Genomic DNA, 17,556 nt, shown 5'->3' with positions numbered 1-17,556 from the left:
ACACTAACCTGTCTAAAGAAACTAAATTGAGTTTGATTTAGACAGGTTTTTTTTAAATCTTTTTATTCGAATGTACTTTCCACAACAAGAATATATTGACGACTCGATCGACGCACAAAACCCCGAATTATTACGAATCCACTCTATAGAAACATTAGGAACTCATGATGGGCCCGGAATTAGAATGGTTGTTTTTGTACAAGGATGTCAATTCAGATGTTTGTATTGTCAAAATCCAGATACTTTGGATATTCATGGGGGTTCTTTTATGCCTATAGAGGAACTAATCGAAAAGGCATTGCACCAAAAATCTTATTTTGGAAAGAAAGGAGGTATAACAGTCTCTGGTGGCGAACCGTTATTGCAACGTGAAAAATTAATTCACTTTTTTGACCGTTTACACGAAAATGGAATACATACTTGTTTGGATTCCAATGGAAGGGTTTTAGATTCCAAAACAGAACAACTATTAGAAAAAACCGATTTATTGCTATTGGATGTTAAACACATCAACAAAGAATGGCATAAAAAACTAACAGGGCTAAAAAATAAAACCACTTTACGAGTTGCAGAATACAGAGAAAGTACTGGAAAGCCGATGTGGCTGCGTTATGTATTGGTTCCAGGTTGGAGCGATCAGGAAGAATACCTACATGAATGGGGACAACATTTTACTTCGTATAAAACAGTGGAAAGAGTCGAAATTATTCCTTTTCATCAATTAGGAAAACACAAATGGGAAATCTTAGGCTTGGAGTATCAATTAGCAGACACAGTGCCTCATACAGCAGAAGAAGTAAATAAAGCTGCCGAAATATTCAGGCTCTACTTCAAAAATGTAAAAATTAAATAAGGTCTTAATAACAATACAATCATGTCAAAAAATAAATATTTGATCGTATTGGCAGGAATGATTATGCAACTGTCAATCGGGTCTATATACGCTTATAGCAAATGGATAGAACCCTTATCAAAGGAATTAAACTGGGGTGCTCACGATACCAAAACAGGTTTTAGCTTAGCAATTTGCTTTTTAGGATTAACAGCTGCTTTTATGGGTAAATTTGCTCAAAAAATTGGCCCAACAAAAGCTGGATTAATAGCAACCCTATTTTTAACTATTGGCTTATTGGGCAGTGCTTTGGCAGTCAAAATGAGTTCCATCTATTTGTTCTATTTAACATTTGGAGTTTTACAAGGAATCGGATTGGGATTTGGGTATATTGTCCCTGTTTATACTGTTGTAAAATGGTTTCCTGACCGCCCGGGGTTGGCTTCCGGGATTATCATAATGTCATTTGCTTTGGGTTCTTTATTGGCTTCCTTTTTAATTGGTCCTTTATATACTTCAATGGGACTGTCTGGTGCATTTTCTACTTTAGGAATCTGTTACGGAATTTGTATGCTTTTGAGTGCTTTATATTTGTCCAATCCGATAAGCACATCTGAAAATCAACATACACATGTAGATTTGACTCCAAAACAAATTATAACCGACAAACGTTTTATTGCATTATGGTTATTGTTATTCCTAAACGTATGTGGAGGAATTGCCATAATCTCTAAAGCTGCAATTTTAGGAGAAGAAGTAGTAGGGATGAGTGCTACACAAGCAACAATGTTTGTCGCCATCATCGGTTTGTTTAATGGATTGGGGCGTTTGTTCTGGTCAAGCATTTCCGATAAAATAGGTTGTTGGAGAACTTTTATGATTTTTATTGGAATAAACGCTGCCTGCTTCGCATTAATACCTACTTTTTCAACCGATAGAATCTCGTTCCAAGCTCTAACCTTTATTATTATTGCAGGTTATGGAGCTGGATTTGCAACCATGCCTTCATTTGTAAAAAATATTTTTGGAACAGAAAAATATGGACCGGTTCTTGGTTACACATTAACTGCTTGGTCGGCTGCAGCTTTTGTTGGACCATTATTACTAGGCTTAAGCACCGAAATCACAATTTTCTATCTGTTTGCTATATTGCTTGTAATTGCTTTATTTGTTGGATTGTGGCTAAAAAATCTTTTATTAAAACTTACTTAATAACCTGAATTCGATTATTGCTATTACTCCTTTATTAGATAGTGGCAAAAAAGCAAAATATCTCCTTTTAGCCCCGATTGAAGTGGAAATCCTCCCGAATTTTTTTTCGGGAGATTGCAACGAAAAGCGGGACGATATTAACAAAAAAGCCTAATATTTCTGCTGTAAAAAAATAATCGAACTCAAGTTAATGCTATTTAGAAAATACACAAAAAAGCAGTTCAAATTGAACTGCTTTTTTACTTTGTTTTTGACAATACAGTAAGAAATTAATCTATTTTACTATACTTTCCCATAATACATAGCTTTTACTATTCCATCTGAAAGTCCAATTTTTGGAACATAAATCTGTCTGGCGCCACTCCATTTCATTGCATTCAAATAAATACGAGTTGCTGGAACAATTACGTCTGCTCGGTCAGGGTTTAAACCTAATTGAGAAATTCTTTGTTCATAAGAAAGTGAACTTAAATAAGCATATTGGGAGTTCATATAAATGTATGATAAAGGTTTTTCTTGAATTTTACCCGACATTTTGAACAATTTATTAATATTCCCGCCAGATCCTATTAAGGTAACCTCTTCATAATCGGCAGTATTATTTTTAATCCATTTTTCAATTTCATCCCAGACTACATCGCAAACCATATCATTTAGTAATCGAACCGTTCCTGCTTTAAATGACCTTGAATTTACCATTTTTCCGTTAGAGAATAATGTGAATTCAGTGCTTCCACCTCCAACGTCTACAAACAGATAGGTTTCGTCAGTTTTTAATAAATGATGTAAATCTGTAGAAGCTATTATAGCGGCTTCTTTTTTACCATCAATAATTTCTATTTTAATGTCCGCTTTCTTTTTTATTAAAGCGACCACTTCTTTTGCATTATAGGCTTCACGCATTGCCGATGTTGCAAAGGCCATATATCGTTCTACTTTATGCACTTTCATTAACAAATTGAATGCCTTCATGGCATCAATCATTCGCTCTATATTTTCTTGAGAAATTTCCCCCACAGTAAAAGCGTCTTGCCCTAAACGAATAGGCACACGCACTAATGAACTCTTATTGAATTGTGTTTCCTTCCCTTCTTCTTCTACAATATTGGTGATTAATAAACGCATAGCATTCGACCCAATATCAATAGCAGCATATTTTTTAATTTTAATCATATTCTCTAGGATGCGATTTATGGTTTAGAATAATTCTATTCTTGCGTTATTTTAATCTTCTTTTAATTCCCCTGTCAATTCAACTTTTCTTAGATAATAATTATAGGTTTCCAACTGGGCTCTAAAAATTGGATTATCATTCCTTATCCTGTATTTATTATCTAGTTTATAAGAATGAAATCTTGCTTTTACATTTCCTTTCCAACCGATATCAAAATTTTCAATCAATTCATTTTTGATTTCTTGATCATAAATTGGACACGTAACTTCTACTCTTGCATCTATATTTCTGGTCATAAAATCGGCCGATGAAATATAAACTTCGGTAAATCCAGCATTGCCAAAAATATAAACTCTTGAATGTTCCAAATAATTATCGACTATACTAATAGCTTCAATATTTTCACTCAATCCTTTAACTCCAGGAATTAATGAACAAATACCTCTTACTTCCAATTGAATTTTCACACCTGCTTTGCTCGCTTCATATAATTTATCAATCATAGCCAAATCAGACAAACTATTCATTTTTAATTTCATGTAAGTCTTTCTACCAGCTATTGCGTGTGCAATTTCTCGATCGATCAGTTTCACAAAACGATGTCTTGTATATTGAGGCGAAACAATAAGGTGTTTATAGCGTTGCACTTTATAATTGATATCAAAAAATTCAAATATTTTTGATATGTCTTTTAATATTTGAGGATGACATGTAAAAAGTGTAACATCCGTATAAATTTTTGCTGTAGCCTCATTAAAATTTCCTGTCGAAATAAAACCATATCGCTTTATTTTATTTTTCTCCATTCTTTCAATCACGCAGACTTTGCTATGAACCTTCAATCCTTTTATTCCAAAAATAAGCTGGATTCCTTCGGTTTGCATTTGTTCGGAATAAGAAATATTAGAAGCCTCATCAAATCGGGCTTGCAATTCTATTTGAACAATAACTTTTTTTCCATTTTTTGCCGCATTAATCAAAGAACTTATGATTTGAGAATTTTTGGCTAATCGATATAACGTAATTTTGATTGAAGTTACTTTGGGATCCAAAGCCGCTTCACGCAAAAATTTTATTAAGTAAGCAAAAGATTGATATGGTGCATTTAACAAATAATCCTTTTCGGCAATTTTTTCCAAAATACTGCCTTCAAGACTTAATCCAGGTATTGGCAGAGGATCGTTTTTTTTATATAATAAATCAAATCTTCCAAGATTCGGGAAATCCATATAATCCCGTCTATTATGATATCTTCCTCCCGGAATAATACTATCCGTAGAATCGATATTCATTTTGTCCAGAAAAAACTTTAGTGTATCCTTGTCTATCTCCTGATCATAAATAAAACGAACTGGCTCTCCTATTCTTCTGTCTTTTACACTAGACGATATTTTTTCAAGCATACTTTTGCTCAAATCGCTATCAATATCCAATTGAGCATCTCTTGTTATTTTAATCATATGAGCCGAAACACTTTCGTAATTGAAAATATTAAAAATACTGCTCAAGTGCATTCTGATAACATCGTCAATCAGAATGACATATTGTTTTTCATTGTTAGAAGGTAATACAACAAAACGATTAATCATTTTAGGAATCTCAATAATGGCGTAACGAACTTCTAGATTTTTTTTCATCACGAGTTTTACTGCCAAATATCCCAATGAATCTTTAAGAACAGGAAATTCTGCTAAATCATTTAATATAATGGTTACAAGCTCAGGACTTAGCTTTTGAATAAAAAAATCTTTTAAAAAGGCTTCTTGCTCTTTATTAATGTCATTTTCATGAATAATAAAGATATTCTCGGTTTCTAATTGTTCTTCTATATTATTAAGAATTCTTAAACTCTCGGATTGCTGTTGGATAACAATCTCTGTTATATCTTTAATCAATTGTTGTGCAGTAACTCCGCCAAAATATTTTTCGCCAGAAATGCCACTCAAACTCAAACGCCTTATGGCGGCAAATCGAACTCTAAAAAATTCATCTAAATTATTGGAAAAAATTCCTAAAAACCTTAACCTGTCTAATAATGGTACCGTATCATCGGCAGCCTCTTGTAACACTCGAGCATTAAAAGCCAACCAGCTTTTCTCTCTATCAATATATTTATGTTCAAACACTTTTTATTTATTTTAAATCTCTGGGGAATAGTATTTTTTTTGTCTTGCCTTTATTAATAGTGTCCCAGCTTTCATTATCAAACTCAATATGAACAAATCCGGCTGTAGGAACATTATCAATGTTAACATCCCCAAATTTATTAACAAAATTTGTAATAGCCTCGTTATGTCCGAATATAATTATACTATCATAACCATTACTATATGATTTGATAACTTTTTCCAATTTTCTTTCATCAAAAGTATATAGCTCGTCCTTATATATAATGCTTTCCAAAGGGAAATTTATATTTTGAGCAAAAATCAATGCCGTTTCTATCGCTCTTTCAGCTGTACTACTCCAAATACTAAAGGTTTTGGGCAAATATTTAATAGCATGAGAAGAAACTAAATGAGCACTTTGCATTCCTTGTGAAGTCAAAGGTCTATCTTTATCATGTAAAGGTGCTTCCCAACTAGACTTTGCATGCCGAATTAAAATTAAATTTTTCATACATCACAACTTTTATTTTATAAAACAAAAATGACACCACAATAAAATTAATTAGGTGAAATTCAATAAATTAACTATTTTAATTAGGTTAGATTTCAATTAAACAAATTGAACTAGAAAATCTTAGGGAGCTACAATTTACAAAAAAAAGTTTAAAATCTTAATTTTAATTTTTATTTAAAGTTAAATATCAATTTCAGTGAAGTTATAAAAATACACTTCCGGCAATAACAATGTAATACAATTTTATTCTTAATTATTGAGCTGAATCAAAACCAACAAATCATTCTCGGATATTTATTATTTGAAACTATTGCAAAAAAAAAGCTGTCAAAAGATGACAGCCCTATTACAAACATACAAAACAAACAAAACTTAGATTTTTACGAAAATATTTGTATAATATTTTCTTCCATTAACGGGGTTCTCTCTTATAGATAATCCAAAATGTGTAAAATCACCTTCAATATTTTCTCTATGGCCAGGACTATTCATCCAGGCATCAAATGCAGCTTGTGCGCTATTATAATTATATGCGATATTTTCACTTACTCTTAACGCACCCAATGCTTTTATTATATTTTCTGATCGAGCCACAAAATCGTCATGATTGACAACATTATTTGCAATCATATATTCATCATGCTCTTCTGATTTATAAGAGACGTGATTTATTTTTTCTAAAGCATTTAATCCAATACTCACTCTATAATTATTTATTAATGTCATTGTTTCCAATTCCATTGGACTATAATTATAAACAGTGACTATTGGCAATTTTGCTTCAGTCTCCTTTGAATTATCTTCAGATGTACATGATGTTAAAATAGAAAGCAGAAAACTAATGGTTACAAAACGGATAAATTTTGTTTTCATAAATAGTATAGGTTTAAATTTAAGGTAGATGTGGGGCAAAAACTTAAATTGTTATTAAATTTCATTTGTCAAATAAACAATATATTCGTTTAAGTGCAAAAAATAATCGTTGAAATACACTGTATTTTATATTTCTATAGGTAAAATATTTCAATTAAAACTTAACTATTTAATTTACAAATAGATAACTTCAAATAGAATTTAAAAAATTTAAGTTATAACTTTCTTCAAGAACTAGAAATTCTTGAGATACCAAATCACACTTTTTAGTAGTATGTTTAAATTTAAGATTAACCGCTTTTTAATTATCATTTTAGTTTTAAACAGTAGTCTAAACAATGTTTTAAATTATGGTCAAAACATTGATTTGCAGGTGATTTATAAATTTTAGCTATTCAGTTATCAGCATTTTATAATGCTATATTTATTACATCAAAAGTGGCACATTCTTAAACTATTCGTATCATAAGACACAATTTTTTAAAGACAATTAAATATAATTACCATTTTTAAGAATCACTTTGTTAGAAAAAAGTAAAAACAGATCAAAAAAAATATTATTTTTTTAAGGTATTTTACTTATATTTTTAACTCTTCAACGAGTATTTAGGTTTTTCAAAGACAATCAGATTGTATTATGAACATTCTTTATAATTTTGGTATATAAATAATTTATTAGTTTTTTAACCCCAAATAAAAAATGTTTTAAAAATTATTTTGTAACCTACTGCAAGCTTTAATGCTGAAACCGAAAATTTTGATTGTATTCCCAAATCTCAATCAAAATAAAAAAAAATCTACTACAAGTACCTGTTAACCACGTATGTGTTAGCAAATTAAAAAGAGAGTTTTGATTGTAATCCCAAATCTCAATCAAAATTAAATTGACAAAAAAACCTACTTCAATTCATTGCTAACTGATATTAAGCTTCAGTTTTCAATTTAGACAAAACAAAATTTTAATTTGATTTAATTCCCAAATCTGAATCAAAATAGAATTAATAAAAAACCTACTTCAATTCATTGTTAACTGATATTAAGCTTCAGTTTTCAATTTAGACAAAACAAAATTTTAATTTGATTTCTTTCCCAAATCCAAATCAAGTCAAAATTGTCTTTCTCGAACCTACTGCATGTATTAGTTAGTTTGCCTGTTCATTATAGGCAAAGGCAGTCAAGTTTTCAACTCTAATCATTAACCATAATTTCAATTAAAAAAACTAAGAATATGAAACCTAAAACTACGCTAAACCTATTCAAAAACTTTTTAGCAATTGAACTTAAAAAACATCTTTTATTGTTTTTATCATTTGCATATGAAAAAGTGTCACCGAAACCTTCAATGTTATTTCTTGCATCGATTTTATTATTAAATAGCTCTATTACTTATTCTCAGTCGAGCTCTTGTAAAGCAACCATTCAAGTAGAAAAAAACAGATTTACTCAAAGTGTTCCTCCCGAGGGAACATCTTATACAATACAAATTTCAAATACAGGATCATCAAATTCAACCTATACTTTGAGTTCCTCGAATGTAAATAGTAGTTGTTCAAATAATGACGGAAGTAATGTCTCTGGCAATGTAAATTTAAACATCTCCTTTTCTGATGCTTCTCTAAATTCAATCTCCGAAATTTCTTTAAGTCCAGGAGAAACTGCAAGTTTTTTGGTAAATGTCAAAGTTCCCGTAGGGACAACCGTAAGCAGATGGAACTGCACTGAAATAACTGCAACAGCTACAGCTTGTTCTTCTTATAAAGTTAGTACAATTCTACATACTTTAGTTAGTGATCCTAATCAAGAATAATTGTTTAAGAATCCATACTTCTAATACCTAGGTTATTCACCTTAATATAGTTAAAAAATGAAAAAAAATTTACACTTCAGCAATTATATAGAAGGATTAAAAAAAGAATTATTTGCAATTCTTTTAATTCTGTCATCTGTACTAGGTTCTGCACAAACAATTACCCCTACAAAAACAGTTACGGTTAGACCAGGTGTTTGTGGGAAAATTGATGTAGAATTAAAAATTCAAGGCGCCAATCCAGTTTCAAGACCTCTTGAAGTAGTTTTAGTCATCGATGTTTCTGGGAGTATGGGTGATGGTAATAATCCAAAACCTTTAGCCCATGCACAAGATGCAGCTATAGATTTTATAAATAAAACTTTTCTAGCCGCTAATAATCCAACTGGAAAAAACAAAATTTCCATAGTTAAATATAGTAATACTGCCACCATTGTAAAACCATTAACCTTATCAACTGGCCAAGCCGATTTGATAAGTGCAATAAATGCATTGACTGCAAATGGTAGTACTAATATTCAAGATGGTATTAAAAAAGCAGACGATGAACTAACAGCTCATGGAACATTTGATTGTGTAACCTCTAGAAGTATTGTATTATTGACAGATGGTGTTGCTAATAGAACTGGTAACGATCAATCTTGCACGGCAGGTCAAGGTGGTAGCTGTATCCAATCAGCTATAACGGCTGCAACTGATGCTAAAACAACAACTGTATCAAGTGTTGTATATAATAATCAAATATTTAGCGTAGGCCTTTTTGGTGCTATTTCCGGTACTGATCAAACTAATGCTGAATATACTTTAAACAATATTCAATCCGCAGGAGCATTTTTTACAGAAAGTGGTGCAGATTTGACCGGTATATACTCAAATATATTTACACAACTTTCTTGGGTCGCTCAACAAATTTCGGGCACCCCATTTGACAAAGAAACTGTAAGTGCTGATTTTACAATTGGAGCTATTACCCCTTCTAAAGGAACAGCATCAGTTTCTGGACAAGTTATTTCTTGGAATATAGATTTTTTGAATGTTGAAACTATTACATTAAAATATGAATTGACTCCAAAATCAAATGTCTGTGGTACAAAAACGGTTAGTACTTCAAGACTTGATTATAAAAATTCAGCATGTACAAATACATTCTTGGACATTGCAACACCTTCCACAAATATCCCCTGCCCTTCTGTTACTTTAGCTTCGCAAACTAATGTGAATTGTTTTGGAGATACCACCGGTGCAATAACAATTAATGATGCCACAGGAGGAACAGGCCCTTATACTTATGCATGGAAAAAAAATGGATCAGCGTATGCAACCACTCAAAACTTAACTGGATTAGGATCTGGCACTTATACTGTAATTGCAACAGATAAAAACGGCTGTGCATCAAGCGAATTATCAGTTACTATTACTCAACCAAATGCGGGTTTAAGTATAGCCGTGACCTCTCAAACCGACATTAAATGCTATGGCGATACTACTGGCGCCATCGACTTGACTATCTCTGGAGGAACTTCTCCTTATACTTATACTTGGAAAAAAGACGGAAACGCAATCGCAGCCACAACTCAAGATTTATCTGGAATTGGAGCCGGAACATATGAAGTAACCGTAACCGATGATAAAGGTTGTAAAGCAATAAAATCGATCACAATTACTCAACCAAATGCGGGTTTAAGTATAGCCGTAACCTCTCAAACCGACGTTAACTGTTATAACGATACCACTGGAGCCATAGATTTGACTATCTCTGGCGGAACTTCTCCTTATACTTATACTTGGAAAAAAGACGGAAACGCAATCGCAGCCACAACTCAAGATTTATCTGGAATTGGCGCCGGAACATATGAAGTAACCGTGACCGATGATAAAGGTTGTAAAGCAATCAAATCGATCACAATTACTCAACCAAATGCGGGTTTAAGCATCGCCGTAACTTCACAAACCAACGTGAACTGTTATAACGATACCACTGGAGCCATAGATTTGACTATCTCTGGCGGAACTTCTCCTTATACTTATACCTGGAAAAAAGACGGAAACGCAATCGCAGCCACAACTCAAGATTTATCTGGAATTGGAGCCGGAACATATGAAGTAACCGTAACCGATGATAAAGGTTGTAAAGCAATAAAATCGATCACAATTACTCAACCAAATGCGGGTTTAAGTATAGCCGTAACCTCTCAAACCGACGTTAACTGTTATAACGATACCACTGGAGCCATAGATTTGACTATCACTGGAGGAACTTCTCCTTATACTTATACCTGGAAAAAAGACGGAAACGTGATCGCAGCCACAACTCAAGATTTATCTGGAATTGGCGCCGGAACTTATGAAGTAACCGTGACCGATGATAAAGGTTGTAAAGCAATAAAATCGATCACAATTACTCAACCAAGTGCGGGTTTAAGTATAGCCGTAACCTCTCAAACCGACGTTAACTGTTATAACGATATCACTGGAGCCATAGATTTGACTATCTCTGGAGGAACTTCTCCTTATACTTTTACTTGGAAAAAAGACGGAAACGCAATCGCAGCCACAACTCAAGATTTATCTGGAATTGGCGCCGGAACATATGAAGTAACCGTGACCGATGATAAAGGTTGTAAAGCAATCAAATCGATTACAATTACTCAACCAAATGCGGGTTTAAGTATAGCCGTAACCTCTCAAACCAACGTTAACTGTTATAACGATACCACTGGAGCCATAGATTTGACTATCACTGGAGGAACTTCTCCTTATACTTATACCTGGAAAAAAGACGGAAACGCAATCGCAGCCACAACTCAAGATTTATCTGGAATTGGAGCCGGAACTTATGAAGTAACCGTGACCGATGATAAAGGTTGTAAAGCAATAAAATCGATTACAATTACTCAACCAAATGCGGGTTTAAGTATAGCCGTAACTTCACAAACCAACGTGAACTGTTATAACGATACCACTGGAGCCATAGATTTGACTATCACTGGAGGAACTTCTCCTTATACTTATACCTGGAAAAAAGACGGAAACGCGATCGCAGCCACAACTCAAGATTTATCTGGAATTGGCGCCGGAACTTATGAAGTAACCGTAACCGATGATAAAGGTTGTAAAGCAATAAAATCGATTACAATCACTCAACCAGACGCAGGTTTAAGCATCGCCGTAACCTCTCAAACCAATGTGAACTGTTATAACGATACCACTGGAGCCATAGATTTGACTATCTCTGGAGGAACTTCTCCTTATACTTATACTTGGAAAAAAGACGGAAACGCGATCGCAGCCACAACTCAAGATTTATCTGGAATTGGCGCCGGAACTTATGAAGTAACCGTAACCGATGATAAAGGTTGTAAAGCAATAAAATCGATTACAATTACTCAACCAAATGCGGGTTTAAGTATAGCCGTAACTTCACAAACCAACGTGAACTGTTATAACGATACCACTGGAGCCATAGATTTGACTATCTCTGGCGGAACTTCTCCTTATACTTATACCTGGAAAAAAGACGGAAACGCGATCGCAGCCACAACTCAAGATTTATCTGGAATTGGTGCTGGAACTTATGAAGTGACCGTGACAGATAGCAAAGGCTGTAAAGCAATAAAATCGATTACAATCACTCAACCAGACGCAGGTTTAAGCATCGCCGTAACTTCACAAACCAACGTAAACTGTTATAATGATACCACTGGAGCCATAGATTTGACTATCTCTGGAGGAACTTCTCCTTATACTTATACTTGGAAAAAAGACGGAAACGCGATCGCAGCCACAACTCAAGATTTATCTGGAATTGGCGCCGGAACTTATGAAGTAACCGTAACCGATGCCAAAGGTTGTAAAGCAACCAAATCAATCATAATAACTCAACCAAATGCCACGTTAAGCATCGCCGTAACTTCGCAAACCAACGTAAACTGTCATAATGATACTACTGGAGCCATCAACTTGACTATCACGGGTGGAACTTCTCCTTATACTTTTACTTGGAAAAAAGACGGAAATACAATTGCCGCCACTACTGAAGATTTATCAGGCATTGGTGCTGGAACTTATGAAGTGACCGTGACGGATAGCAAAGGCTGTAAAGCAACCAAATCGATTACCATCACCCAACCAAGTGCCACTTTAAGCGCTACAGCAATAATCATTAATAACAATAATTGTATTGGTTGCAGCAATGGTTCCATTAATCTAACAGTTTCGGGAGGAACAGCTCCATATACATTCTTATGGTCAAATGGAGCAACAACAGAAGATATTTCAAACTTACCAAATGGTACATATAGTGTTGAAATTACTGATAGCAAAGGTTGTAAAGCTAATTATACATATATAATTTCTGAATCAAGTATCAATATTACCAAAGACGGAACCTATGTGGATAGTAATAATGATGGTATCACCAATGTTGGAGATATTGTCACTTACACCTTTGTAGTCACTAATACTGGAAGTGTAGACCTTACCAATGTAACAGTTACAGATAACAATGCAACTATAACAGGTGGGCCAATTGCTACACTAGCTGTTGGAGCTAGCGACTCAACCACATTCTCTGGCTCACATGTTATCACTCAAGATGATATCAATACAGGATATGTATACAACTTAGCTACGGCAACAGCAAAAGATCCTGAAGATAAAACTGTGACCGACACATCTTCAGACCCGACACCTTGTACCACTTGTCCAATCGATCCTGGGTGTCCTGATTGTACAATTACACCACTAACACAATCTCCAAGTATAAACATTACTAAAGACGGAACTTATGTAGATAGTAATAATGATGGTATTACGAATGTGGGAGACGTGGTTACTTACAATTTCGTAGTGAAAAATACTGGAAATGTAACATTAACCAATGTAACAGTCACTGATAATAATGCAACTATTACAGGCGGACCAATTGCAGTCTTAGCTGTCGGGGCAACTGACTCAACAACATTCTCCGGTTCGCATGTCATCACTCAAGAAGACATCAATACTGGATATGTGTATAACTTAGCAACGGTGACATCAAAAGATCCAAAAGGAAATCCTGTAACGGATACTTCTTCTGATCCTACGCCTTGTACCACTTGTCCAATCGATCCTGAGTGTCCTGATTGTACAATTACACCACTAACACAATCTCCTAGTATAAACATTACTAAAGACGGAACTTATGTAGATAGTAATAATGATGGTATTACGAATGTGGGAGACATGGTTACTTACAATTTCGTAGTGAAAAATACTGGAAATGTAACATTAACCAATGTAACAGTCACTGATAATAATGCAACTATTACAGGCGGACCAATTGCAGTCTTAGCTGTCGGGGCAACTGACTCAACAACATTCTCCGGTTCGCATGTCATCACTCAAGAAGACATCAATACTGGATATGTGTATAACTTAGCAACGGTGACATCAAAAGATCCAAAAGGAAATCCTGTAACGGATACTTCTTCTGATCCTACGCCTTGTACCACTTGTCCAATCGATCCTGAGTGTCCTGATTGTACAATTACACCACTAACACAATCTCCTAGTATAAACATTACTAAAGACGGAACTTATGTAGATAGTAATAATGATGGTATTACGAATGTGGGAGACATGGTTACTTACAATTTCGTAGTGAAAAATACTGGAAATGTAACATTAACCAATGTAACAGTCACTGATAATAATGCAACTATTACAGGCGGACCAATTGCAGTCTTAGCTGTCGGGGCAACGGACTCAACAACATTTTCTGGTTCGCATGCTATCACTCAAGAAGACATCAATACTGGATATGTGTATAACTTGGCAACGGTGACATCAAAAGATCCAAAAGGAAATCCTGTAACGGATACTTCATCAGATCCTACACCTTGTACCACTTGTCCAATAGATCCAGAATGTCCTGATTGTACAATTACACCGCTAACTCAGTCTCCTGGATTGGTAGTTATTAAAACCGCAACAACTGCAAGTTATAGTGTTGTTGGAGATGTAATTAATTATACCATAACTGTAAAAAACACAGGTAACCAAACATTACATCAAATAACCGTAAAAGATCCACTTACTGGATTAGACACAATTATAGCTGATTTAGCTCCAGGTGCGAGTTCAGAATATACACAAAGTTATACTGTAACTCAAGAAGATTTAAATACAGGTTCAGTTACTAATGTTGCAAAAGCGGATGGATTTACGCCAAATGAAACACCAATAAGTGCATCAGATGATGAAATTGTGAACGAAAAAACAAATCCAATTGATGCTGTAGATGATAATGCAGGTACAATTGTTGGTGTGAATCAAACTACACCAAATGTCATCAACGTTTTCACTAATGATACATTGAATGCATTGCCTGTAAATCCAGCAGATGTAATTTTAACAACTGTAACATCAAACCCATTTTTACAAATGAATCCTGATGGTTCAATTGATGTATTACCAGATGCTCCAGTTGGAACTCAAACAATGACATATCAAATATGTGAAAAATTAAACAACACGAATTGTGATACCGCTACAGTAACCGTAAATATAGAAGGACCAACCATGACAGTATCTGGGGAAGGAATTTGTATTAATGATGTTCCTTACTTCAGCTATACAACTACTGCCAATAATTTCACTCCTGTAAATGGATTGACATTGACATGGACTGATAGTAATAATAATGTAGTTGCAACAATGACTAACTTACCATTGAATGGAAAAGTACTTTGGCCAGGAGCAATTGTTGATGAAAATGGTAATGGAACCGATTGGCCTGGTTGGTTATTGGTAGACGGAAAATGGATTGAAGGCCCTGATGGTTTTGAAAACCTTAGACCAACAGCTTCTGTGACATTTACATTAAATCCAAGTCAAACAATAGTAGCAAATTATCCTCCATCGGATCCATTCTGCACCTCTAGACCTACATTTAAAATTGATGCTGTAGATGACACAGCTGGGCCTATAGACGGAATAAATGGTGCTTCTAATGTTCTTAATGTATTCACCAATGATACTTTGAATACTGCGGCTGTAAATCCTGCCGATGTTACTTTAACTTTAGTAACACCAGATGCAACAGGTTATATGACAATGAATACAGATGGATCTATAGATTTAAAAGATGGCACGCCAGCTGGAACATATACCTTAGTGTATCAAATTTGTGAAATTGCAGACAATGGAAATTGTGATACTGCGACTGTAACTATAACTGTAATTTGTAATAATACTACAAAAATTGCCGGTATTGTTTTCAATGCAGGGACTAACACTCCTCTAGCAAATGTCCCAGTAACGTTAGTTCCTCAAGGAACAACAACTGGCCCAATACTAATTAGAATCACTAATGCTCAAGGCTATTATAATTTTACAGGAATGATTCCCGGTGATTATTTAGTGCAAGTACAAGATGCCAATTTAAATAGTGCCTATCAATTATATCCAATAAATTCAAGTTTATTCTTTACAACTTTAGAAAACTGTATATATCAAACACATGATTTTGGATATGACAAATCTGATTTGCCTGTATTAGGAGACTTTGTTTGGTACGATGCAAACAACAATGGAATACAAGACGAATGGTTTGATGCCAACAATGATAATTTGGTAACTAAAAACATACCTGATGCCAATGGATCATTTGATTATAGCAAATGGGAATGGATTGACCTTAATGGTGATGGTAGCTATCAAGGTCCAACGAATGTTGGGGAATTGAATGCGGCTGGTTTTGGTAACGCAAAATCTTCAAATATATTTGTAACAGGCCCTAATGATTACGCTGCCAGTGTTATTATTGGTATTCAAGGTTTCTGGAGAAACAGACCGCCTGTTGGAGCATTCGGAGACTATAAAGTTGAACTAAAAATGGATGCCAACTTAGAAGCGCAATCTTCAGCAATGGGTGCTACAGGATTAGTAAAAGTTTTACCAAGTACAACTAAAAATGGAAAATCTCCAAAAACTGATAAACCAGCAAGCTTTGAAGTTTGTGGACCTACAAATGCTAATCCACAAACGGCTGTTGTAAGTGCTGATAACCAAGTTCATTTGGATATCGATTTTGGTATCAGTTGTAAAATGTTTGCCGACATACAACCGACCGCTGACCTCTTTAGTGTAACGCAATGTACAATTGGTGATGCAATCCGAAATGCTTTAAGCAACGATTTATTGAATGGTTCACCAGCAAATTTGAGTGATTTTAAATTCAAATTGTTAACTGCACTCGGACAATACATCAAAATAGATGAACAAGGAAATGTAACATTCATAAAAGGAGTAGCAGCAGGACAATACACTTTTGACTATCAAGTTTGTGAAGCTGCAAATCCTACAAACTGCGGTACATCAACAATCACAATCAATGTTGCTGCAATTGAGCCTATAACAATCACCAGCCCTGCATTTTGTAATGCTGATACAACTCCGATTGATTTGACAAAATTATTACCTGAAGGAATACCAACAGATGGAACTTGGATCAACACTGATAATGTGGGAGTATTAAACGGGAATATTCTAAATGCTTTTGGAATACCTGTAAACACATACCATTTTGAATATAAAGTTGCAGGTGATTGTCCAAGAAGTCTAATCCTCATAATGCCAATTAATGATGATTGTAAAGTGCTTCCTTGTAAAACTATAATTGTACACAATGCCTTCTCTGCTAATGAAGATGGTCGAAATGATTATTTCCAAATTGAAAACTTAGAAAACAACGATTGCTATAAAAATATAAGAGTTGAAGTATTCAATCGTTGGGGAGTTTTAGTTTTCGAGAAAGACAATTATAATAATGAAGGTAACGCATTTAGAGGAAGATCCGAGGGAAGAACAACCATTAATAAAAACGAAGGTTTGCCAACAGGAACATACTTCTACATCATAAGTTACGACACCGTTGATGGCCTTGGCAAAACACTAAACGTTAAAAAAGATGGATATCTCTATTTAGTAAAATAAATAGGAATTGAAAATGCTCTGAGGATTGCCTCTTCAGAGCATCTTCAACTATCTTTTATA

At 34.3% G+C, this 17,556-nt stretch carries 8 protein-coding genes; 4 read left to right on the top strand and 4 right to left on the bottom strand.

Going from position 1 to position 17,556, the window contains the following annotated elements:
- Window positions 1-70: 70 nt before the first annotated feature.
- Both pflA and HQN62_RS10955 read left to right on the top strand, forming a co-directional pair.
- Complete coding sequence (gene pflA, locus HQN62_RS10960; RefSeq protein ID WP_173504381.1) at window positions 71-853, top strand: pyruvate formate-lyase-activating protein; 783 nt, start codon at window positions 71-73, stop codon at window positions 851-853.
- A 21-nt stretch (window positions 854-874) separates the two neighbouring features.
- The gene (locus HQN62_RS10955) at window positions 875-2,044 is read left to right on the top strand and encodes an OFA family MFS transporter (protein WP_217362487.1); all 1,170 of its coding nucleotides are present in this window, start codon (window positions 875-877) and stop codon (window positions 2,042-2,044) included.
- 282 nt (window positions 2,045-2,326) lie between these two features.
- Here the strand turns inward: HQN62_RS10955 and HQN62_RS10950 are convergent, their stop codons facing one another.
- The 4 genes from HQN62_RS10950 to HQN62_RS10935 form a co-directional block, all read right to left on the bottom strand.
- Window positions 2,327-3,217, bottom strand: coding sequence for a Ppx/GppA phosphatase family protein (locus HQN62_RS10950; protein ID WP_116798292.1), 891 nt, complete (start codon window positions 3,215-3,217; stop codon window positions 2,327-2,329).
- 51 nt (window positions 3,218-3,268) lie between these two features.
- Window positions 3,269-5,344, bottom strand: coding sequence for a polyphosphate kinase 1 (gene ppk1, locus HQN62_RS10945; protein ID WP_116798293.1), 2,076 nt, complete (start codon window positions 5,342-5,344; stop codon window positions 3,269-3,271).
- 7 nt (window positions 5,345-5,351) lie between these two features.
- On the bottom strand, window positions 5,352-5,837 hold the full coding sequence (locus HQN62_RS10940) for a SixA phosphatase family protein (RefSeq protein WP_116798294.1): 486 nt from the start codon (window positions 5,835-5,837) through the stop codon (window positions 5,352-5,354).
- Window positions 5,838-6,212: 375 nt separating this feature from the next.
- Entirely contained in the window at window positions 6,213-6,713 is a 501-nt protein-coding gene (locus HQN62_RS10935) for a CAP domain-containing protein (RefSeq protein WP_116798295.1), read from the bottom strand.
- A 1,228-nt stretch (window positions 6,714-7,941) separates the two neighbouring features.
- Here HQN62_RS10935 and HQN62_RS10930 point away from each other — a divergent pair.
- Both HQN62_RS10930 and HQN62_RS10925 read left to right on the top strand, forming a co-directional pair.
- Window positions 7,942-8,520, top strand: coding sequence for a hypothetical protein (locus HQN62_RS10930; protein WP_173504380.1), 579 nt, complete (start codon window positions 7,942-7,944; stop codon window positions 8,518-8,520).
- Window positions 8,521-8,577: 57 nt separating this feature from the next.
- Window positions 8,578-17,496, top strand: a complete 8,919-nt coding sequence (locus tag HQN62_RS10925) for a DUF7507 domain-containing protein (RefSeq protein ID WP_173504379.1) — start codon at window positions 8,578-8,580, stop codon at window positions 17,494-17,496.
- Window positions 17,497-17,556 lie beyond the last annotated feature (60 nt).

This window comes from Flavobacterium sp. M31R6 (assembly GCF_013284035.1).
Lineage (GTDB): Bacteria > Bacteroidota > Bacteroidia > Flavobacteriales > Flavobacteriaceae > Flavobacterium.
Note: the sequence above shows the minus strand (reverse complement) of the source record. Positions and strands in the feature narration are given on the sequence as shown.